16 protein-coding genes and 1 riboswitch are annotated in these 19,133 nt (G+C 68.3%); of the genes, 7 read left to right on the top strand and 9 right to left on the bottom strand.

Going from position 1 to position 19,133, the window contains the following annotated elements:
• The first annotated feature begins 11 nt into the window (after window positions 1-11).
• Window positions 12-1,031 (top strand): glycosyltransferase family 2 protein, encoded by a 1,020-nt coding sequence (locus GDJ08_RS07955; protein ID WP_017354616.1) that lies wholly within the window; start codon window positions 12-14, stop codon window positions 1,029-1,031.
• Complete coding sequence (locus GDJ08_RS07950) at window positions 991-1,422, top strand: CBS domain-containing protein (protein WP_153164653.1); 432 nt, start codon at window positions 991-993, stop codon at window positions 1,420-1,422. The genes GDJ08_RS07955 and GDJ08_RS07950 overlap by 41 nt, the downstream gene beginning before the upstream one ends.
• Window positions 1,423-1,478: 56 nt before the next feature.
• Here the strand turns inward: GDJ08_RS07950 and GDJ08_RS07945 are convergent, their stop codons facing one another.
• The 4 genes from GDJ08_RS07945 to GDJ08_RS07930 all read right to left on the bottom strand — a co-directional run bounded on the left by GDJ08_RS07945 (window position 1,479) and on the right by GDJ08_RS07930 (window position 6,931).
• The gene (locus tag GDJ08_RS07945; RefSeq protein WP_153164652.1) at window positions 1,479-3,458 is read right to left on the bottom strand and encodes an AsmA family protein; all 1,980 of its coding nucleotides are present in this window, start codon (window positions 3,456-3,458) and stop codon (window positions 1,479-1,481) included.
• Between the two features lie 190 nt (window positions 3,459-3,648).
• Complete coding sequence (trhA, locus tag GDJ08_RS07940) at window positions 3,649-4,281, bottom strand: PAQR family membrane homeostasis protein TrhA (RefSeq protein ID WP_051008554.1); 633 nt, start codon at window positions 4,279-4,281, stop codon at window positions 3,649-3,651.
• 94 nt (window positions 4,282-4,375) lie between these two features.
• Window positions 4,376-5,980, bottom strand: a complete 1,605-nt coding sequence (locus GDJ08_RS07935; RefSeq protein WP_136003072.1) for a peptide chain release factor 3 — start codon at window positions 5,978-5,980, stop codon at window positions 4,376-4,378.
• A 75-nt stretch (window positions 5,981-6,055) separates the two neighbouring features.
• Window positions 6,056-6,931 (bottom strand): M23 family metallopeptidase, encoded by an 876-nt coding sequence (locus tag GDJ08_RS07930; RefSeq protein WP_153164651.1) that lies wholly within the window; start codon window positions 6,929-6,931, stop codon window positions 6,056-6,058.
• Window positions 6,932-7,076: 145 nt separating this feature from the next.
• Window positions 7,077-7,196, top strand: a riboswitch (SAM riboswitch).
• A gap of 78 nt (window positions 7,197-7,274) precedes the next feature.
• Here GDJ08_RS07930 and metX point away from each other — a divergent pair.
• Genes metX through GDJ08_RS07915 form a run of 3 tightly spaced genes read left to right on the top strand, consistent with a single transcriptional unit; the run spans window position 7,275 to window position 10,611 of the window.
• Window positions 7,275-8,306, top strand: a complete 1,032-nt coding sequence (metX, locus tag GDJ08_RS07925; RefSeq protein ID WP_136003074.1) for a homoserine O-succinyltransferase MetX — start codon at window positions 7,275-7,277, stop codon at window positions 8,304-8,306.
• Window positions 8,303-9,547, top strand: coding sequence for an O-succinylhomoserine (thiol)-lyase (locus GDJ08_RS07920; RefSeq protein ID WP_136003075.1), 1,245 nt, complete (start codon window positions 8,303-8,305; stop codon window positions 9,545-9,547). The genes metX and GDJ08_RS07920 overlap by 4 nt, the downstream gene beginning before the upstream one ends.
• Window positions 9,544-10,611, top strand: a complete 1,068-nt coding sequence (locus tag GDJ08_RS07915; protein ID WP_153164650.1) for a homoserine dehydrogenase family protein — start codon at window positions 9,544-9,546, stop codon at window positions 10,609-10,611. The genes GDJ08_RS07920 and GDJ08_RS07915 overlap by 4 nt, the downstream gene beginning before the upstream one ends.
• Window positions 10,612-10,654: 43 nt before the next feature.
• On the opposite strand, the gene GDJ08_RS07910 is transcribed toward GDJ08_RS07915, so the two are convergent.
• Window positions 10,655-11,659: an alpha/beta fold hydrolase gene (locus tag GDJ08_RS07910; protein WP_136003077.1), complete on the bottom strand. Its 1,005-nt coding sequence runs from the start codon at window positions 11,657-11,659 to the stop codon at window positions 10,655-10,657.
• A 99-nt stretch (window positions 11,660-11,758) separates the two neighbouring features.
• Window positions 11,759-13,141 carry an L-serine ammonia-lyase gene (locus tag GDJ08_RS07905; RefSeq protein ID WP_136003078.1) on the bottom strand — a complete coding sequence of 461 codons (1,383 nt, stop codon included), beginning with the start codon at window positions 13,139-13,141 and terminating at the stop codon, window positions 11,759-11,761.
• A gap of 97 nt (window positions 13,142-13,238) precedes the next feature.
• On the opposite strand from GDJ08_RS07905, the gene GDJ08_RS07900 reads away from it, so the two are divergent.
• Window positions 13,239-13,457: a glutaredoxin family protein gene (locus GDJ08_RS07900; protein WP_229296476.1), complete on the top strand. Its 219-nt coding sequence runs from the start codon at window positions 13,239-13,241 to the stop codon at window positions 13,455-13,457.
• Between the two features lie 85 nt (window positions 13,458-13,542).
• Here GDJ08_RS07900 and GDJ08_RS07895 read toward each other — a convergent pair whose 3' ends face one another.
• Genes GDJ08_RS07895 through GDJ08_RS07885 form a run of 3 tightly spaced genes read right to left on the bottom strand, consistent with a single transcriptional unit; the run spans window position 13,543 to window position 15,364 of the window.
• The gene (locus GDJ08_RS07895; RefSeq protein ID WP_136003080.1) at window positions 13,543-14,109 is read right to left on the bottom strand and encodes a YceI family protein; all 567 of its coding nucleotides are present in this window, start codon (window positions 14,107-14,109) and stop codon (window positions 13,543-13,545) included.
• Between the two features lie 2 nt (window positions 14,110-14,111).
• Window positions 14,112-14,684, bottom strand: coding sequence for a cytochrome b (locus tag GDJ08_RS07890; protein WP_136003081.1), 573 nt, complete (start codon window positions 14,682-14,684; stop codon window positions 14,112-14,114).
• Window positions 14,681-15,364, bottom strand: a complete 684-nt coding sequence (locus GDJ08_RS07885) for a YceI family protein (RefSeq protein ID WP_153164649.1) — start codon at window positions 15,362-15,364, stop codon at window positions 14,681-14,683. Before GDJ08_RS07885 ends, GDJ08_RS07890 begins: the two co-directional genes overlap by 4 nt.
• A gap of 185 nt (window positions 15,365-15,549) precedes the next feature.
• Here GDJ08_RS07885 and GDJ08_RS07880 point away from each other — a divergent pair, with 185 nt between their 5' ends.
• Complete coding sequence (locus GDJ08_RS07880) at window positions 15,550-19,095, top strand: sensor histidine kinase (protein WP_206147330.1); 3,546 nt, start codon at window positions 15,550-15,552, stop codon at window positions 19,093-19,095.
• Window positions 19,096-19,133 lie beyond the last annotated feature (38 nt).

Raw genomic sequence — 19,133 nt, 5'->3', positions numbered from 1 at the left:
CAATCGTCACCATGCCTGCCGATCGCCTCACCGTTGTCATTGCCGCGCACGACGAGGCGCAGGCGCTGCCGTTGCTGCACCCGCGCCTGTGCGCCGTGCTCGACACCCTGGACGGCATCGATGGGCGCATCCTGTATGTGGACGACGGCAGCCACGACGCGACCTGGGCGGTGATGGAAGCGCTGGCCGCGCAGGACCCCCGGGTCGGCGTGCTGCGGCTGTCGCGCAACTTCGGCAAGGAGGCGGCGCTGACCGCGGGACTGGACTTTGTCGACAGCGGCGCGGTGATGATCCTCGACGCCGATGGCCAGGACCCGCCGGAGTTGATCCCCGCCTTCGTGGCGCTGTGGCGGGAGGGGTACGACAACATCTATGGCACCCGGCTGGCGCGTGATGGCGAAGGCTGGATCAAGCGCGCCACCGCCGCGGCGTTCTACCGGGTGATCGGACGGTTGTCGAAGACGCCGATCCCGGCCGACACCGGTGACTTCCGGCTGCTGTCGCCGCGGGCGCTGCAGGCCCTGCGCCAGTTGCGCGAGCGCCACCGGTTCATGAAGGGGCTGTTCGGCTGGGTCGGTTTCCGTCGCAAGGCGGTGCCCTACCACCGCCATGCCCGGCTGGTGGGCGACAGCAAGTTCGGCCTGTGGCGGTTGTGGAACTTCGCGCTGGAAGGGATTACCGGCTTCTCCACCGCGCCGCTGCGGGTGACCACTTACCTGGGGCTGGCGGCGGCGAGCTTCGCCTTCCTGTTCGCGCTGGTGGTGGTGACCAAGGCGGCGCTGTACGGCGACCGGGTGGCCGGCTGGCCGACGATGATGGCGGTGATCCTGTTCCTGGGCGGCGTGCAGCTGATCGCGCTGGGGCTGATCGGCGAGTACCTGGGGCGGCTGTACGAGGAGTCCAAACAGCGGCCGCTGTATCTGGTTGACACCTGGCAGGCGCCGATCGTGGCAGACTCGGCAGCGCATCCCGTCGGTGGAGAGCAAGGCCATGACCACGGTTCGACAGCTGTTGGAAGGCAAGTCCCCTGAGGTTTTCGCGGTTGCCCCGGACACGGCGGTGATCGAAGCGATCCGGCTGATGGCCGAGAAGGGCATCGGTGCGGTATTGGTGATGGAGGGCCGGCGGCTGGTCGGCATCCTGTCCGAGCGCGATTACGCGCGCAAGATCGTGCTCCACGAGCGCTCGTCCCACACCACCCCGGTCAGCGAGATCATGACCGCCAAGGTGATCACTGTGGCGCCGTCCGAGCAGGTCGAACACTGTCTGCAACTGGTCACCGATTACCGCATCCGGCACCTGCCGGTGGTGGACGGGAGCGGCGTTCTCGGCGTGATCTCGATCGGCGACCTGGTCAAGTCGGTGATCGACGAGCAGGCGCAGAAGCTGGATCAGCTGCAGCAGTACATCGTCGCCGGCTGACCGCCCCCGGTAGGGAAGGGAGGGTGCCGACCGCCGGTCGGTACTCCCCGCAGGCCTCACTTCGCGTAGTGCCCGCCGCAGTCGCTGTCCTTGCCCGGGCCGGTTTCGATCGTCGCCAGCAGGGCGGCGGGCGGGGTAATGCTGCCCAGGGTCAGGGCGATCGCGCCCCGCAGGCCCAGCGCCTTGAAATCGGGACGGAACGACGGGTCCTTGAAGGTACCGCCGATACGCAGCGGCGAGCGCAGCGCCAGGATGCTGATGTCCTTCGGACGCGGGCGCAGCAGCAGGTCCAGCTGCTCCTGTTTCAGGTCGACCGTGCCTTCGCCGACCATCAGGGTGTCGGTGGTATCCAGCGCCAGCGCACGCGAGCGCATCACGCCATTGCCCACGCTGAAGTCGCCGAACCCGCAGCGCAGGGGGATCTGTTTGTCTCCGGTGAACAGGAATTTCAAGGACTCGGCCACGTCCAGCCCGGCCAGCTCCATGATCAGGTTGCCGACATGGCCCCGCCCGATGGCCACGCCGACGTTGCCATCCGAACTGCCGAGCATTGCGGCCACCGAGTTGCCGGTGCCGGCCAGGTCGACGTTGCCGCTGATGCCGCCGGAGGCCTGTTCGACCAGCTTGGCATCGGGGAACAGGCGGCCGAGCTGGACCTTGCGGATGGTAGCCTGCAGGCGGGTGGCGATGGTGTCCCTGCGCGCATCCAGGCGGATGGTGCTGCGGATGTCGCCGCCGGCGACGCCGAAATTCAGCGGCTCCAGGCGGAGCAGGCCCGCATCCAGTTTGAGATGCGCATCCATGTCATCCAGGGGCAGCACCGGGGAGTTGATGCGCTGTGCCTTCCACCGCACGTCGGCGTCCATCGCGCGCAGCTTGGTCAGGTTGTACGGCGTGCCGGGCAGCACCTTGGCGCGCGCTGCCAGCGCGGCGGCTTCGGCTTTCTGTTCGGCGTTGGCCGACTCCCCTGCGCCGGTCTTCGGCGGCGCGCCGATGAAGCCGGCCAGATCGTCGAAGTCCAGTCGTCTGGACACGAGATCGGCTTTCAGGAACGGCCGCTCGCCGCCGACATCGATCTGCGCGGTACCGCCGAGGTCGCTGTCGCCGGCGGTGCCGGTGAAGTTCTCGTAGCGCCAGGTATCGTTGTTGCGCTTGAGCCGCCCCTTGAGCCGATACGGCGGTGTGGAGGGAATGGCCAGGCCGATCAGCGGATACAGGTCTTCCATGTCCTGTCCGCTGAGCATCAACTCCAGATCGAAGGTGCGCAGCGCGAACGGGTTGGTCAGCGTGCCGCTGGCGATGGCATGGGTGGCGCCGGCGCGGCCATCCAGGTGGATGCGGAACGGGTGGTCACTGTGGGTCAGTTCCAGCGGCGATTCGGTGTTGCCGTCCAGGGAGAAGGGATTGCCCTTCCAGCGCCCCTTGCCCTTGACCAGCAGGGGCGGTGCGCTGTCCTGGCGACGGGGTTTGCCGCTGTTGAGCGCGACCAGGACATCGGTTTTGCCGGCCGCATCAATGAACTGCAGACGCCCGTCGTCAACCAGCAGGCGCTGAAGTTGCGGCGGGTTGCCGGTGGACGGGCCGAGAAAATCCCAGTTGCCGGGCGTGTCCTTGCCGGGGCCGGTTTCCAGCAGCAGGTCGGGCCGGGTGAGGCGCACTTCGGGAATGCGCACCTCGCCGCGCAGAAGTGGCCAGACGCGGATGGCGATCTCGGCACGATCGGCGGTGGCCATCCGAGGGGTCTTCGCCCACGCTGCATTGGCGAAAGTGAGGCGGTCGCCGCGGATGACGGTAGTGCGGCCGAGGTCGACGTCGAGGTCGCCGTTGATGTGGAATGCACGGCCGGTCCTGGCCTGCACCGCCCGCTCGACCGGTCCCTTGAACCAGTTCCAGTCCCACAGCGCGATGAGGATCAGCAGCGCGGCGAACAGAAACAGCAGGATCGCCAACCAGCGCTGCCCGCGTTTGCCGGGACGGCGCCAGCGGCGCGCTGCAGGAGACGGAGCAGGGGAGTCGACAGTATCCACGCGTTCCATCCTTGCCTGTTCATCGTGCAGGCAACGCGAAGCATTGGTAAGGATGGTGTCAGGGCGTCGTGCAACGGCAACGGCGCTCACCTGATGTGTGGATGAGCGGCGTGGTGCGAGTGGGCTTACGGATTCACGGCGTGTCCCGTAAACCCACCCGCCCCGCCGACGTTGATCTTGACGTTGCCGTCGACGTGGATCAGAGAATCTGCGCAGTCACGGCCACAAAGTGGCAGACGCTGCCGCCGATGACGAACAGGTGCCAGATCGCGTGCGAATAGGGGATCGACTCGCGGTGGTAGAAGTAGGTGCCCAGCGTGTAGGACAGGCCGCCAGCGAGCAGCCAGCCCAGTGTCCAGGCGTCCAGCGACGCCCACATCGGCTTGATCGCCACCAGCACCATCCAGCCCATCGCGATGTAGATCAGCGTGGACAGCAGCTTGAAGCGGCCGGTGTAGAACAGTTTGAACACCACGCCGAACAGCGCCAGCGCCCAGATCGCGGTGAACATGCCCCAGCCCCACGGGCCGCGCAGGCCGATGAGGGTGAACGGGGTGTAGGTGCCGGCGATCAGCAGGTAGATCGCGCAGTGGTCGAACACTTTCAGCCGGCCCTTGGCGATCGGGTGCTGAATGGCGTGGTAGAGCGTGGAGGCGGTGTACAGCAGCAGCAGGGCCACGCCGAACACGATCGCGCTGGCCAGTTGCCAGCCGTCACCATAGATGGCGGCCAGCGTGATCAGCACCGCGCTGGCGGCGAGTGCGGCGACCGCGCCGAGCCCGTGAGTCAGGGCGCTGGCGATTTCTTCACGTACGGAAACGACTGAGGTCATGGCGATGATCGGGTGCGCGGGGAGGGGGAGCCCGCTCCCCCCTATCATCGCCGCGATGGCGCGCGCTTGCACGCACGCCTGTTCAGCCGTTCGATCAGGCGACCGAGACGCTGTGCGCCGCTTCGCGCGTGGCGGCGAAGCGAACGTCCGGCGCGCGCTCCTGCGCCAGCTGCAGATTGACCCGGGTCGGGGCCAGGTATACCAGCTGGCCGGCGGCATCTATGCCCAGGTTGCTGGCGTTCTTCTCGCGGAATTCTTCCAGCTTCTTTTCGTCGCTGCAGGTGACCCACCGCGCGGTGGTCACGCTGACCGGCTCGAACGTGGCCTCCACACCGTACTCGTCCTTGAGACGATAGGCCGCCACATCGAACTGCAGCACGCCGACCGCCCCCAGGATCAGGTCGTTGCTCATCAGCGGACGGAAGAACTGGGTTGCGCCTTCTTCGGACAACTGCGCCAGACCCTTCTGCAACTGCTTGAGCTTCAGCGGGTCGCGCAGGCGCGCGCGGCGGAACAGCTCCGGCGCGAAGTTCGGAATGCCGGTGAAGCTCACCGCTTCGCCTTCGGTGAACGTATCGCCGATCGAAATGGTGCCGTGGTTGTGGATGCCGATCACATCGCCAGGCCAGGCCTCGGCGGCGATCTCGCGATCGCTGGCCATGAAGGTCAGCGCATTGGCCAGCTTCATTTCCTTGCCGCTGCGCACGTGGAAGGTCTTCATGCCGGCCACGAATCGGCCCGAACACACCCGCATGAAGGCCACGCGGTCGCGGTGCTGCGGGTCCATGTTGGCCTGGATCTTGAACACGAACCCGGTCAGCTTGTTTTCCTGCGGTGCGATCACCCGGCCGGTGGTCGCGCGCGGCTGCGGCGACGGGGCGTGCTCGACAAAGAAGTCCAGCAGTGGCTGCACGCCGAAATTGTTCACGCCCGAGCCGAAGAACACCGGAGTCTGCTTGCCGGCCAGGTAGGCCTCCACGTCGAACGGATGGCTGGCGCCCTGCACCAGCTCCAGTTCGTCGCGCAGGTCGGCCAGCATGCGTTCGCCGATCTTCTCGGCCAGGCCCGGCGAGTCGATCGACGGGAAGATGGTCGAATCCTGGCGGGTGAAGTTGCGGCCCTGCTCGTAGAGGTGCACTTCGCCGCTGATCAGGTGGACCACGCCCTTGAGGCGCTGGCCCATGCCGATCGGCCAGGTGACCGGCGCGCACTGGATGCCCAGCACGCTTTCCACTTCATCCAGCAGGTCGATCGGCTCCTTGCCTTCGCGGTCGAGCTTGTTGATGAAGGTCATGATCGGCGTGTCGCGCAGGCGGCACACTTCCATCAGCTTGATGGTGCGCTCTTCCACGCCCTTGGCCACGTCGATGACCATCAACGCCGAGTCCACCGCGGTCAGCACGCGGTAGGTGTCCTCGCCGAAGTCGGCGTGGCCGGGGGTGTCGAGCAGGTTGACGATCTTGCCTTCGTAGGGGAACTGCATCACCGACGAGGTGACCGAGATGCCGCGCTCCTTTTCCAGCGCCATCCAGTCCGACGTGGCATGGCGCGCGGCCTTGCGCCCCTTGACCGAGCCGGCCATCTGGATCGCACCGCCGAACAGCAGGAGCTTTTCGGTCAGCGTGGTCTTGCCGGCGTCAGGATGGGAAATGATGGCGAAGGTGCGGCGGCGCGCAGCTTCGGTAGCGACTTCGGACATGGCGTGACGCGCCCGCCCGGGGCGCTTTTCAAAGAGATAAGCCGCCGATTATACCGGGCCGCCGGGGTTGGCGGGTCAGGGCGCGGCCCCGTCGCCGCCCGGGGCCACCTCACGGGCGAACTGCAGCTCGCCCTGGGGCGCCACGATGCGCACCGGAATCGAACGCAGCTGCATGCCGGTATTGGCCTGGACCACGAAGTGCAGGTGCGGGGCCGTGCTGTAGCCGGTGTTGCCCGATACGCCGATGCGCTGGCCGGCCTCCACCCGCTGGCCGCTTCGGACCAGCACCCCATTGGCCTGCAGGTGGGCATAGACCGCCATGCTGCCGTCTTCATGCAGCACCCGGATGAAGTTGGCGCGGTCCCGGTCGCGCGCCGGGTCCTGGCCGTTGTCGTGGAAATTGCCCTGCACCTGCATCACCTTGCCGGCACGTGCGGCCAGCACCGGCGTGCCCTCGGGAAGGGCGAAATCGACCGCATCGCGGTTCTCCGCGTCGGTGTGGCTGAAACGCCCCTGGGGCGCCTGGGTCACCTGGAAGCGCTTGGCATCGAACGGCAGCTGGTAGGCCACGTCCATCGGCCGGGCCGCCGGATCGCCCGGTACCGCATCCAGCAGCAGGTTCAGCCGCTGGGTGTCCGGCGGCAACTGCAGACGCGTCACCACCACGCTGGCCGAGCCGGGCAGGACGGTCTGCATCGGCAGCCCGGGCAGCGCCACGGCGCCCGCATCCTGGCGCAGCGCCACCTGCACCGGGCCGGCGAGGTGGTTGTCGACCCGGGCCTGCCAGCGGCTGGCGCCGCCTTCCAGCTTCACCGAGGCCAGCGCGCCGGCGCTTGCGCCCTGCGGCACCCCGGTGGGCTGGACCATGCCCCAGCCCGAGCGCCAGTCCGGCGGCGCGGCCCCGGCCAGCAGGGGGCATGGCAGCAACAGCAGCAGCACGATCCGTCGCATGGTGTCGATCCTATTGAGGTGCGCGCACTCTACGCAATGTGGTCCGTTCAGGAAAGACGGGGCCCAATGCCCTGATGAGAAAAAACTATATCGCTTCATCCCGATGAAGGGATTGACATGCGCTGTGGGGGCTGGCATCGTGGCTCCACCATCGAGACCGGCAGAGGGACAGGCCCTTTGAAGCCGGGGCAGCCCGCAGGCGCGCAAGCGACCTGCGTAGGTGCCAAATCCTGCGGGGACCGTGGCGTCCACCGAAAGATGGTTCGACCCATGCACTGTGCGTGCATCTCGAACGCGAGCTCCGCGAAAGCTCGATGGCCGATTTCCTTCCTGGGATACCGCCATGCGTTTCGCCACCGCTTCAGCGCTCGCCACCGACACCTTCGCCCCTGTCAGCGTGCCCGTCATCGACGGCCGCAACGCCGTGCGCGGCGATATCGCCGCGGTGCTGTCGATGCGCCACGGGGGCGTGCGCCCGGTGCGTCTGCGCTACGAACTGGTCGGACGCGAGGATGCGCCGGTGGTGGTGCTGGCCGGTGGCATCTCGGCCCATCGCCACGTGGCTGCCAATGCCGAGTTCCCCGAGAAGGGCTGGGCCGACGGCCTGGTGGCGGCGGGCCGCACCCTGGACCCGGCCACGCTGCGCATCCTGGCGTTCGACTTCATCGGTGCCGACGGCGCGCTGGACCTGCCGATCGACACCGCCGACCAGGCCGATGCGCTGGCGCTGCTGCTCGACCAGCTCGGCATCGCGCAGCTGCAGTGTTTCGTCGGCTATTCCTACGGCGCCCTGGTCGGACAGCAGTTCGCGGTGCGGCACCGGCAGCGACTGCAGCGGCTGGTCGCGGTGAGCGGCGCGCATCGCCCGCACCCGTACGCCGCGGCGTGGCGCGCGCTGCAGCGCCGTGCGGTCGCCCTGGGGCAGCTGCAGTGCGCTGAAAGCCACGGGCTGTCGCTGGCCCGGCAGTTCGCCATGCTCAGCTACCGCACGCCGGAAGAATTCGGCGAGCGCTTCGATGCCGCACCGGAGGTGGTCAATGGCCGCGTGCGCGTGGCCGCCGAGGACTACCTGGATGCGGCCGGCGCACAGTACGTGGCGCGCACGCCGGTAAACGCCTACCTGCGCCTGTCCGAATCGATCGACCTGCACCGCGTCGACCCCACCGCCCTCCAGGTACCGACCGTGGTCGTCGCCGTCGAAGGGGACCGGCTGGTGCCACTGGCCGACTGCGTCGGCCTGGTCGAAGGGCTGGGCCCGCGCGGCAGCCTGCGCGTGCTGCGCTCGCCCTACGGCCACGACGCCTTCCTCAAAGAAACCGATCGCATCGACGCGATCCTCGCCAACGCCATCCGTTCCCCGGGAGAAACCGCATGAGTCTGTCCGCTGGTACCGAACCGTCCTGTAGCCGCGTCACCGCTGCGGTACGCGCCGGCATTGACCGTGATACCGCCCACGGCGCGGTGACCCCGCCGATCGTGTTGTCCTCCAATTTCAGCTTCGACGGTTTCGGCAACAAGCGTCAGTACGATTACACGCGCAGCGGCAATCCGACCCGCGACCTGCTGGGTGAGGCACTGGCCGAACTCGAAGGCGGCGCAGGGGGCGTGATCACCTCCACCGGCATGGGAGCGATCAACCTGGTGCTCAACGCGCTGCTGCAGCCGGGCGATACGCTGGTAGTGCCGCATGATGCGTACGGCGGCAGCTGGCGGTTGTTCAACGCCCTGGCGAAGAAGGGCCATTTCGGGCTGATCACCGCCGACCTCACGGATCCGCGCTCGCTGGCCGATGCGCTGGCGCAGTCGCCGACGCTGGTGCTGATCGAAACCCCGTCCAACCCGCTGCTGCGCATCACCGACCTGCGCTTCGTCATCGACGCCGCGCACAGGGCCGGCGCCAAGGTGGTGGTGGACAACACCTTTTTGTCGCCGGCGCTGCAGCAGCCGATCGCATTCGGCGCCGATCTGGTGCTGCACTCGACCACCAAGTACATCAATGGGCACAGCGACGTGGTGGGGGGGGCGGTGATTGCGCGCGATCCGGCGGTGCATGAGCAACTGGTGTGGTGGGCCAATGCGCTCGGGCTGACCGGCTCGCCGTTCGATGCCTTCCTGACCCTTCGCGGGCTGCGTACGCTCGGCGCGCGCCTGCGCGCGCACCAGGAGAACACCGCCGCAGTGGTCGATCTGCTGGCCGCCAGCGATGCGGTTGCCCAGGTGTACTACCCCGGGCTGGCGGACCATCCGGGGCACGCGATCGCCGCGCGCCAGCAGAGCGGTTTCGGCGCGATGCTGTCCTTCGAGCTGGCGTCCTGCGCCGGCGATGATCCACACGCGGCCGTGCGCGCCTTCGTCGACGGCCTGCGCTGTTTCACCCTGGCCGAATCGCTGGGCGGGGTCGAAAGCCTGGTCGCGCATCCGGCCACCATGACCCACGCCGCGATGACGCCGGAGGCGCGTGCGCATGCAGGGATCAGTGAAGGGCTGCTGCGCCTGTCGGTGGGCATCGAATCGCCCGAGGACCTCGTGGCCGACCTGCAGGCCGGGCTGGAACGCGCGCAGGCGGTGATCAACCTGCAGGCCCGGACGGCACACCGCAAACAGGTGGATGCATGAGCGCGGTCCTGACGTTGGCCCCGGCCACGGCGCGACGTCTGGCGCTGCTCGGCACCGGCACCGTCGGCACTGCGTTCGTGCAGCGCTACCAGTCGTTGCTGGCACGCGGCGTGGCACTGCCGCAGTTCTCCTGGCTGGCCAATTCGCGGACGGCGCGCGCCTGTGGGCACGCGCCGGAGCAGGAGCTGCAGCTGGCCAACCTGGCTGCCCGTACCGCGCCGGCGTTGCAGCCCTGGGCGGACACCGACGGCCTGCAGCGCGGCGATGTGGTGGTGGATGCCACCGCCAGCGACGAGGTGGCCAACCGGCATGAGCAATGGCTGGCTCGCGGCGTGCATGTGGTAACCGCCAACAAGCTCGGCCAGGGCGCGCAGCTCGCGCGGGCGCAGGCCATCGCCGACAGCCGCCAGGGCAGCGACGCGCAGTACGGCGACAGCGCCACGGTAGGCGCGGGCCTGCCGCTGCTGAGCAGCCTGCGCGCGCTGGTGGCCGGGGGGGACCGCATCCACCGCGTGGAAGGCGTGCTGTCAGGATCGCTGGCCTGGCTGTTCCATCACTACGATGGCCAACGCGCGTTCTCCGATTGGGTGCGCGAGGCCGCCCGCGCCGGGTACACCGAGCCGGACCCGCGCGTGGACCTGTCCGGTGAGGACGTACGCCGCAAGCTGCTGATCCTGGCCCGGGCCAGTGGCATCGCGCTGTGCGCCGGGCAGGTGCGGGTGGCCTCGCTGGTGCCGGACGCGCTGGCCGCGTTGCCGGCCGACGCGGCGCTGGGCGCGTTGTCGCAGCTTGATGCGCCGCTGCTGCAGTACTGGCACCAGGCACAGACACAGGGTGGCTGCCTGCGCTTCGTCGGCGGCTTCGACCACGACGGCGCGTCGGTGGGGCTGCGCATCCTGCCGCTCGACCACCCGTTGGCGGGCGGGGCGCAGACCGACAACCGGGTGGCGATCCACAGCGACCGTTATCAGCAGCAGCCGCTGCTGATCCAGGGTCCGGGTGCGGGCGCTGGCGTCACCGCGGCGGCGCTGCTCGACGACGTGCTGGCGATCGTACGGCGCTGATCATTGCCACCCCAGGCGTGGCCAGCCGACCAACGGCCGGCCCCTACCTGCCTGGGTGTTGCAGGGCGTTCAACAGGGCGGCGTTGAACCGTTCCGGGTCCTGCACCTGTGGCGAATGGCCGAGGTCGTCGAACGTCACCAGCGTCGCGCCGGGGATCGCAGCGGCGGCGGCCCTGCCCAGCGTCGGGTAGTCGCCCAGCGTGGCCTTCAACGCCGGCGGTGCGAGGTCCCGGCCGATGGCGGTGCGGTCGGTCTGGCCGATGAACAGCGTGGTGGGCACGGCGATGCGCGGCAGCTCGTATACCACCGGCTGATTGAACACCATGTCCGAGGTGAGTGCCTGGCTCCAGGCCACCGCTTCCTTCCCCGCACCGTCATACATGCGCGATTGCATGCGCACCCACTGTTCGTACTGCGGTTTCCACTGGCCGTTGTAGTACACCTCCCGCTGGTACGCCCTGATGCTGTCGGCGCTGGTCTTGAGTTCGTTGGCATACCACGCATCCACACTGCGCCACGGCACGCCTTTGGCCTTCCAGTCTTCCAACCCGATTGGATTGACCAGCGCGAGGTGGCGCAACTGCTGCGGATACATCAGGGCATAGCGCGCGGCGAGCATGCCGCCCATCGAATGGCCCACCAGGTCCACCTTGGCCGCGTCGAGGCCGAGGTGGGCCAGCAGCGCGTGGGTGTTGGCGGCGAGCTGTCCGAACGAATACTGGTAGCGCTCGGGCTTGCTGGATTTGCAGAAGCCGATCTGGTCCGGTGCGATCACCCGGTAGCCGGCGGCGGTGAGCGCGGCGATGCTGTCTTTCCAGGTTGCCGCGCAGAAGTTCTTGCCGTGCAGCAGCACCACTGTACCGGCGAACGCGGTTCCTGCCGGCGGAACATCCAGATACGCCATCTCCAGCGGCTGCCGTTGCGATCCGAGCGGAAAGATCTTCACCGGATACGGGTAGTCGAAGCCTTCCAGTCGCGGGCCATAGGTCTCGGCGGCGAAGGTGGTCAGCGGGAGGCAGGCGAGCAGGGCGGCGGCCAGGATGCGCATGGCGGTCTCCGGAAGGGGAACCCGGACTTTACCGGAGGTGCCGCGCACGTGCCGCGACACCATGACCGGTGCAGCCGACCGTGGGTCGGCGGCCGCGGATCAGCACTCGATGACGTTGACCGCCAGGCCGCCGCGGCTGGTTTCCTTGTACTTGTCCTGCATGTCGCGGCCGGTGTCGCGCATGGTCTTGATGACCTTGTCCAGCGATACCTTGTGCTTGCCGTCGCCACGCATGGCCATGCGGCTGGCGTTGATCGCCTTGACCGCGCCCATCGCGTTGCGCTCGATGCAGGGGATCTGCACCAGGCCACCGATCGGGTCGCAGGTCAGGCCGAGGTTGTGCTCCATGCCGATCTCGGCGGCATTCTCGATCTGGCTGGGGTTGCCGCCGAGTGCGGCAACCAGGCCGCCGGCGGCCATCGAGCAGGCCACGCCCACCTCGCCCTGGCAACCGACTTCGGCGCCGGAGATCGAGGCGTTTTCCTTGTACAGGATGCCGATCGCGGCGGAGGTCAGCAGGAAGTCGAACACGCGCTGTTCATTGGCGCCGGGGCAGAAGCGATCGAAGTAGTGCAGCACGGCCGGGAGCACGCCGGCAGCGCCGTTGGTCGGGGCGGTGACCACACGGCCGCCGGCTGCGTTTTCCTCGTTGACCGCCAGCGCGTACAGGTTCACCCAGTCCAGCGTGGTCAGCGGATCGCGCATGGCCGCTTCAGGCTTGGACGACAGTTCGCGATACAGCGCCGGAGCACGGCGTGAGACATGCAGGCCACCGGGCAGGGTGCCTTCCTGGCGGATGCCGCGTGCCACGCAGCTCTGCATGGCATTCCAGATTTCGCGCAGCTGATCGCGGATCTCGTCCTCGGTACGCCAGCATTTCTCGTTCTCGAACATCATCTGGGCGATGCTCAGGCCGCTGCGCGCGGTCTGCGCCAGCAGCTCGTCGCCGCTCTTGAACGGATACGGCAGCGGCGTTTCATCGGGCACGATGCGATCGTCGGCGGCGTCGTCCTGATTGACCACGAAGCCGCCGCCCACCGAGTAGTAGTCGCGGGTGGCGATGACCTGTTCCTGGGCGTCGTACGCGGTGAAGCGCATGCCGTTGGTGTGATAGGGCAGCTTCTGGCGCTTGTTCAGGCCGAGGTCGCGCTTTTCGTCGAACACGATCTCATGCTGGCCCATCAGCTTCAGGCGCTTGGTGGTGCGGATGCGCTCCAGCGTTTCCGGAATGATGTCCGGATCGATCAGGTTCGGGCGCTGGCCTTCCAGCCCGAGCAGCACCGCTTTGTCGGTGCCGTGGCCGCGACCGGTGAGGGCCAGCGAGCCGTAGACGTCGGCCCGGATGCGCACCACGTCCTGCAGATGCCCCGGGTCGAGCAGCCAGCGGTGCACGAAACGCTCGGCAGCCTTCATCGGTCCTACGGTATGCGAGGAACTCGGGCCAATGCCGATCTTGAACACATCGAACGTGCTGACTGCCATGATTGCCAAACTGCGGGTATCGGATGGAGCGCCATTCTATGCTGTCGCGGGCGCCAGCCATGATTGCGGCGCAACATTTTCCAAGGCGGGTGGGCCGGTGTTTACTTTGTACCAGCGTGATGACTGCCACTTGTGCGACCAGGCCCTGGCGGTGCTGGCGCAGGCCCGGGTGGGCGATCTGGACAGTGTGTTCATCGACGACGATGCGGCGCTGGAGGCCCGTTACGGGCTGCGCGTGCCGGTGCTGCGCGATGCGCAGGGCCGCGAGCTGGACTGGCCGTTCGATGTGGCGGCGCTGCGGGCCTGGATGGGCTGACGCCTCTAGGGCGCCGGCTGGTGGCCGGCGCCCTGCAGGCGATCGATGGGGCGGGGGCCGGCACCGGCCGGCGCGGTCGCCCGCGTTACTTTGCTTTCAGGACGACCTTGGTGCTGATCGCGGTTTCGTTGGGGATGGTCTTGGTGTCGGCCCAGTCGCCGCCGCCCACGCCGAAGTCCAGGCGCTTGACCGTGGCCTTGCCGGTGAGTACCGGCTGGGCGCCCGGGGTCCAGGTGAAGGTCAGCGTGACCGGCTTGCTGACGCCGCGCAGTTCCAGCGTGCCGTCGGCGGCGAACTGGTTGTTGCCCAGCGCGCGGAACCTGCTGGCGCTGTACTTGGCCTGGGCGAACTTGCCGACGTTGAAGAAGTCGGCGCCCTGCAGCGTGGAGTCGCGGTCGCTGTTGCCGCTCTTGGCGCCGGCCAGCGGAATGGTCACTTCCAGGTGCGAGCCGTCCAGCTTGGCCGGATCGAAGCTGAGCCTGGTGTCGAAGCCCGGGAAGCTGCCGGTGAAGACTTCGCCGTCGTATTTGGTGGCAAACACCAGGACCGAGCCAGGCGCCTGCACGTACTCGGCGGCAAGGGCCGGGGCGGCGGCCATCAGGCCGGCCAGGGCGGCGGCGACCGCTGCGGGGGTGGTGAGTTTGATGTTCATTCTCAATCCTTCTGGGGGGAGGCGAGCCAGCGCTGCGGCATCATGCGCGCAAGGGTGGCATCGCGTTGGTAAAGATGGTGGTAAAGCGCGGCGCCGGCATGGGCCAACACCACGGCGATCAGCAGCCAGAAGCCCCACTCGTGGATGGCATGGGAGATCTGGGTGACCTGCGCGTCCGGCGCGCTGAGCTTGGGCACGTTGACCAGGCCGAACCAGCGGAACGGGCGCAGTCCACTGGCCGAGTCGTACAGCCAGCCCGACAGCGGGATGGCGAACATCAGCACATACAGCAGCCAATGGGTGGTCGAGGCGATGCGCTCCTGCCAGGTCGGTGTGCCGGGCACCGGCCCCGGCGCGCCGGCATACAGTCGCCAGCCCAGGCGGACCACCACCAGTGCCAGCACGGTAATGCCGATCGACTTGTGCATCGTGTAGATCCAGAAGTACTTCGGCGTCTTCGGGAACTCGCCCATCGTCAGGCCGACGATGCCCAGGGCGAGGATCAGCACGGCGATCAACCAGTGCAGGGTCATGCTGACGCCGCCCCAGCGGGCAGCGGTGTTCTTGGCGGTCATGGCGTGGTCTCCTGGACCGGCTGAGGGGATGGGGAATCGGAGTGCGGTGTGGTCGGCGGAGTTCCCGCATCCTGGACGGACGGTGTGTCCTGCGGATCGGCGGCAGTGCGGTCGCGCACCGCCTCGGCCTCGATGCGCAGCTGCACCTCATCGCCGATCATCGACGGCCAGCCATCCACGCCGAATGCGCTGCGGCTGAGCGTGGCGGTGGCCGAGAAACCGGCGGTGCGCCGGAACGGCGGCAGCGGGTGGCGCTTGAGTGCGTTGAGCGTGACCGCCAGCGTGACTTCGCGGCTGACCCCGTGCAGAGTCAGCTGGCCGATGACGTTGGCGTGGGTGGCGTCGATCGGCTCGACCCGCGTGGACACGAAGCGGGCCTCGGGAAAGCGCTCGGCATCGAGCAGGCTGCGCGCCAGCGTGGCCTTGTTCCATTTGTCGTCGCCCAGGTCCAGGCGCTGCAGCGGCACGCTGACGTTGAGCGTTGCCCCGGCCCAGTCCCGCGGATCGAACACGAGTACGCCCTCGCTGCCGGAGATGGTGCCCAGCGCATGCGAGAAGCCGGCGTGTTCGATCGCAAACAGCACCCGTGTGTGGACCGGGTCCAGGCGGTAGCTGTCGGCGGCAAGCGCCAGGCCGGGGGCGGAGAACAGCAGCAGGGCAAGGGTCAGGCGCAGGGACATGGCCGGGCTCCATCGGAATCTGTGCCGATCATACGCACAGGTCTGCGCAGCCATGCAGGCTCATGGCTGCAACAGTTCGTGGTGCCGGTGTGAACGCGCCCGGCGCCGGTTCCGTGCGGGGGCCGGGCGCAGGAGAAAGCGTGTTCCATGCGACAATCCGCGCCTACACGGAGATCGGAATGGCGATGAGCGCGCGCGTCTGGCGGGCTGGCATCGTGGTGTTGGTGCTGTGGCTGTGTGCAGTGCCGGCCGCGTCGTGGGCCACAGGGACATCGGCAGAAACACCGCGCATGCGCCGCTTCGGTGCCGCCGAAGGCATGCCCTCGCGCATGGTGCTGGCGCTGGCCCAGGACCGCCAGGGATACGTATGGGCGGCCACCGATGACGGACTTGCACGCCTGGACGGTGTGGGGCTACGTGTCTGGCGCCACGATCCGGCCGATCCCGATTCGATTCCGGGCAACGAAGTGGAGACCCTGCTGGTCGACCCGCTGGACCGCGTGTGGGTAGGGACCAACGGGGTGGGCCTGAGCATGCTGGGGCCGGAGCGCCGCCGCTTCGAACGCTTCGCCGATGTGAACGCACGCTGCGAGGGACAGTTCTGGTCGCTGGCCTATGCGGCGCGGTCGTTGTGGATCGGCACCAACCAGCACGGCATCTGCCGGCGCGGCGAAGATGGCCGGCTGATCCGCTACCAGGCCGATCCGGGCGACCCACGCACGCTGCCGGACAACACCATCTATACGCTGCTGACCGACCCGCAGGGACGGGTATGGGTGGGCACCGGCAGTGGCGTGGCGCGCTGGGAAGGCGATCATTTCACCCGCATCGCGCCGGCGTTGCTGGGCGGCAAGAGCGTGTTCCGCCTCACCCGCGAACCGGATGGCACGGTCTGGGCCGGCACCGAGGGCGGGCTGTTCCGGATCGGCGCCGATGACGTGGTCACCCCCGCGCCGTGGACGTTGAGCGCCGACGTGCGCGCGGCCAGCGTGATCCACGACCGCAACGGTGGCTACTGGCTGGGCACGGCCGATGGCCTGTACCGGGGCAACGACCGCGCCCTGCGCCTGCTGGCCGGTGATGCGGGCAGCGGCTTCCTGACGGCCCGCAGTGGGGTGCTGGACCTGCTGCAGGATCACGAGGGCGGGCTGTGGGTGGCCATGCTGACCCAGGGCCTGGCGTACCTGCCGCCGGACTGGAAGCGCTTTTCCAGCTGGTACCAGCTGGACGGCAAGCCGCTGGACAGCGCCTACCTGCTCGGCGTGGCCGCCGCCGGCGAAGCGTTCTACATCGCCGGCGCGCATGGCCTGTACCGGTTGGACGAGGTGGGGCGATTGAGCCAGATCGCCGACGACGCCCGGATCGGGGTAGGCGCGGCATGGTCGGTATTGCCGCGCGCCGATGGCGCGCTGTGGATCGGCCGGGCCGGGCGCCTGAGCCTGTACCAGCCACGCACCGGTGCGTTGCGCGAGTGGAAGATCGGCGGAGGATCGGATGTCCGCCAGCGTATCGACCTGATCCGCCAGGCGCCCGATGGGGAGCTGTGGCTGTCGATCATGAACTACGGAATCCAGCGCCGCGCCGCCGACGGCCGCGTGCTCGATACCATCCGCATCGACCAGGGCCGCGGGCTCACCGAGAACCCGGTCGAGCAGATGGTATTCGACCCGCGCGGGCAGCTGTGGGTGGTGGGCGACATGGGGCTGCTGCGCTGGCGCAATGATCGGTTCGAGCAGGTGCCGGGCATTTCCCGCGGCAGCATCTACGACATTGCCTGGGACGGCCCGGACCACCTGTGGCTGGCCCGCAAGGGCGCGCTGGAGCGTTATGCGTGGGATGGCTTGAGCATGACCCTGCGCGAACGGGTCGGCGCGGCCCAGGGCCTGCCGCCGGTATCGATGGGCGGCGTGGTGGTGGGGCGCGATGGCCAGGTCTGGGCGACCACCCCGCGCGGCCTGGTGTCCTGGCATCCGCGCCTGCGGCGTGCGCGCCTGTACGGCGAGCGTGATGGTCTGCCCGATGCGGAGTTCAGCGGCCGGCCGCCGGTGCGCAATAGCAAGGGCCAGGTGCTGGCGGTGACCGCCACCGGTCTGGTGGGGTTCGATCCGGATGCGCCGGACATCGTGCTGCCGCCGTCGCAGCTGGTGATCGACAACGTGCAGGTGCGTCGCGACGATGCCGAAGGCCAGCAGACCCTGCCGATCAATGCGCCGATCACGCTGGGCCCGCTGGATCGCGACCTGATCATTTCCGCGCGGTTGTTGTCCTTCGCCAATCCCCAGGGCAACCGGTATCGCTACCGGGTCGCGGGTTATGACCAGAACTGGGTGATGCAGGCCGCCGATGGCGAGCGCCTGTTGTCGCGTCTGCCTGCCGGACAGTACGCCATCGATGTGCAGGCGGCGACGCCGCACGGCGACTGGACCCCCACGCGCACGCTCACCGTGCAGGTCAACCCGCCGTGGTGGCGCAGCAACTGGGCCATCGTCTGTTACGTGCTTGGCACGGTGCTGTCCATCGCCGCCATCGCCCACGTGGCCCGGGTTCGCCTGCGCCGGCGCCAGCAATGGCAGTTGACGCTGCACAAGCAGCAGCTGGCCGAACAGGCCTCGCAGGCCAAGAGCCGCTTCCTGGCCACGCTCGGGCACGAAGTGCGCACGCCGATGACCGGCGTGCTGGGCATGAGCGAACTGCTGCTCTCCACGCCGCTGGACGAGATCCAGCGCGGCTACGCCGCCTCCATCCAGCATGCCGGCACGCACCTGCTGCGGCTGGTCAATGATGCGCTTGACCTGGCCCGCATCGAAGCAGGCCGGCTGGAACTGGACATCCGCCCGTTCGATCTGATGACGCTGCTTGAGCAGGTGGAAGCCTTGATGGAGCCGATGGCCCACCACCGTGGCCTGGCCTTCGAGCGCAGTTTCAATCTGCCCGGGCCCGTCCAGGTCAGCGGCGATGAAATGCGGATCCGCCAGATCCTGATGAACCTGCTCGGCAACGCCATCAAGTTCACCGAGCAGGGCCACGTCGGGCTGGGCATCGAGTTGGTCGACGACGGCCACGGCGTGGTCTTCGAGGTCTCCGATACCGGACCAGGCATCAGCGAGGAACAGCAGCAGCGCCTGTTCCACCGTTTCGAACAGGCCGACGGGCCGCGCACCGCATCGCGCTACGGCGGCAGCGGGCTGGGGCTGGCGATCTGCCAGGAACTGGCGGTGGCGATGGGCGGGCGGATCGGCATCGACAGCCGCCCGGGCCAGGGCGCGCGTTTCAGTGTGCACCTGCCGCTGCCGTGGACACTGCAGCGCAGCCGCCATGTGGGGGACGCGACGGACGACACGCGCGCGGCGCTGCCGCCGCTGCGCATCCTGCTGGTGGAAGACGATGCGACCGTCGCCGATGTCATCACCGGCCTGCTGCGCACGCGCGGGCATGAGGTGGTGCATGTGCTGCATGGGCTGGCGGCGCTGTCGGAAGTGGCCTCGGGCCGCTTCGACATCGGGCTGCTGGATCTGGACCTGCCGGCGCTGGACGGCATCGCGATCGCTTCGCAGCTGCGCGCGATGGGCTACGAGCTGCCGCTGATCGCGGTGACCGCCCGATCGGATGCCTACGCCGAGCAGCAGGTACTGGCCTCGGGATTCGACGGCTTCCTGCGCAAGCCGGTGACGGGCGACATGCTGGTGGAGGCCATCGCGCAGGCGCGGATGGCGCGGCAACCTGTGCACTGAGTCCTGCATCGATTGATGGCGCGCGCCTATTCGGCGGA

Origin of the sequence: Stenotrophomonas nematodicola (genome assembly GCF_009467805.1) — a bacterium.
Lineage (GTDB): Bacteria > Pseudomonadota > Gammaproteobacteria > Xanthomonadales > Xanthomonadaceae > Stenotrophomonas > Stenotrophomonas nematodicola.
This window is presented reverse-complemented; position numbering and strand designations above follow the sequence as displayed.

Coding starts and splice junctions, on each gene's coding strand:
- GDJ08_RS07910 (WP_136003077.1), bottom strand. CDS start 11,659: ATGCGCATCCTGGCCGCCGCCCTGCTCGCCTGCCTCCCGCTGACCACC.
- GDJ08_RS07950 (WP_153164653.1), top strand. CDS start 991: ATGACCACGGTTCGACAGCTGTTGGAAGGCAAGTCCCCTGAGGTTTTC.
- GDJ08_RS07885 (WP_153164649.1), bottom strand. CDS start 15,364: ATGTCCCTGCGCCTGACCCTTGCCCTGCTGCTGTTCTCCGCCCCCGGC.
- GDJ08_RS07945 (WP_153164652.1), bottom strand. CDS start 3,458: ATGGAACGCGTGGATACTGTCGACTCCCCTGCTCCGTCTCCTGCAGCG.
- GDJ08_RS07915 (WP_153164650.1), top strand. CDS start 9,544: ATGAGCGCGGTCCTGACGTTGGCCCCGGCCACGGCGCGACGTCTGGCG.
- GDJ08_RS07930 (WP_153164651.1), bottom strand. CDS start 6,931: ATGCGACGGATCGTGCTGCTGCTGTTGCTGCCATGCCCCCTGCTGGCC.
- GDJ08_RS07935 (WP_136003072.1), bottom strand. CDS start 5,980: ATGTCCGAAGTCGCTACCGAAGCTGCGCGCCGCCGCACCTTCGCCATC.
- GDJ08_RS07895 (WP_136003080.1), bottom strand. CDS start 14,109: ATGAACATCAAACTCACCACCCCCGCAGCGGTCGCCGCCGCCCTGGCC.
- metX (WP_136003074.1), top strand. CDS start 7,275: ATGCGTTTCGCCACCGCTTCAGCGCTCGCCACCGACACCTTCGCCCCT.
- GDJ08_RS07880 (WP_206147330.1), top strand. CDS start 15,550: ATGAGCGCGCGCGTCTGGCGGGCTGGCATCGTGGTGTTGGTGCTGTGG.
- GDJ08_RS07905 (WP_136003078.1), bottom strand. CDS start 13,141: ATGGCAGTCAGCACGTTCGATGTGTTCAAGATCGGCATTGGCCCGAGT.
- GDJ08_RS07955 (WP_017354616.1), top strand. CDS start 12: ATGCCTGCCGATCGCCTCACCGTTGTCATTGCCGCGCACGACGAGGCG.
- GDJ08_RS07890 (WP_136003081.1), bottom strand. CDS start 14,684: ATGACCGCCAAGAACACCGCTGCCCGCTGGGGCGGCGTCAGCATGACC.
- GDJ08_RS07920 (WP_136003075.1), top strand. CDS start 8,303: ATGAGTCTGTCCGCTGGTACCGAACCGTCCTGTAGCCGCGTCACCGCT.
- trhA (WP_051008554.1), bottom strand. CDS start 4,281: ATGACCTCAGTCGTTTCCGTACGTGAAGAAATCGCCAGCGCCCTGACT.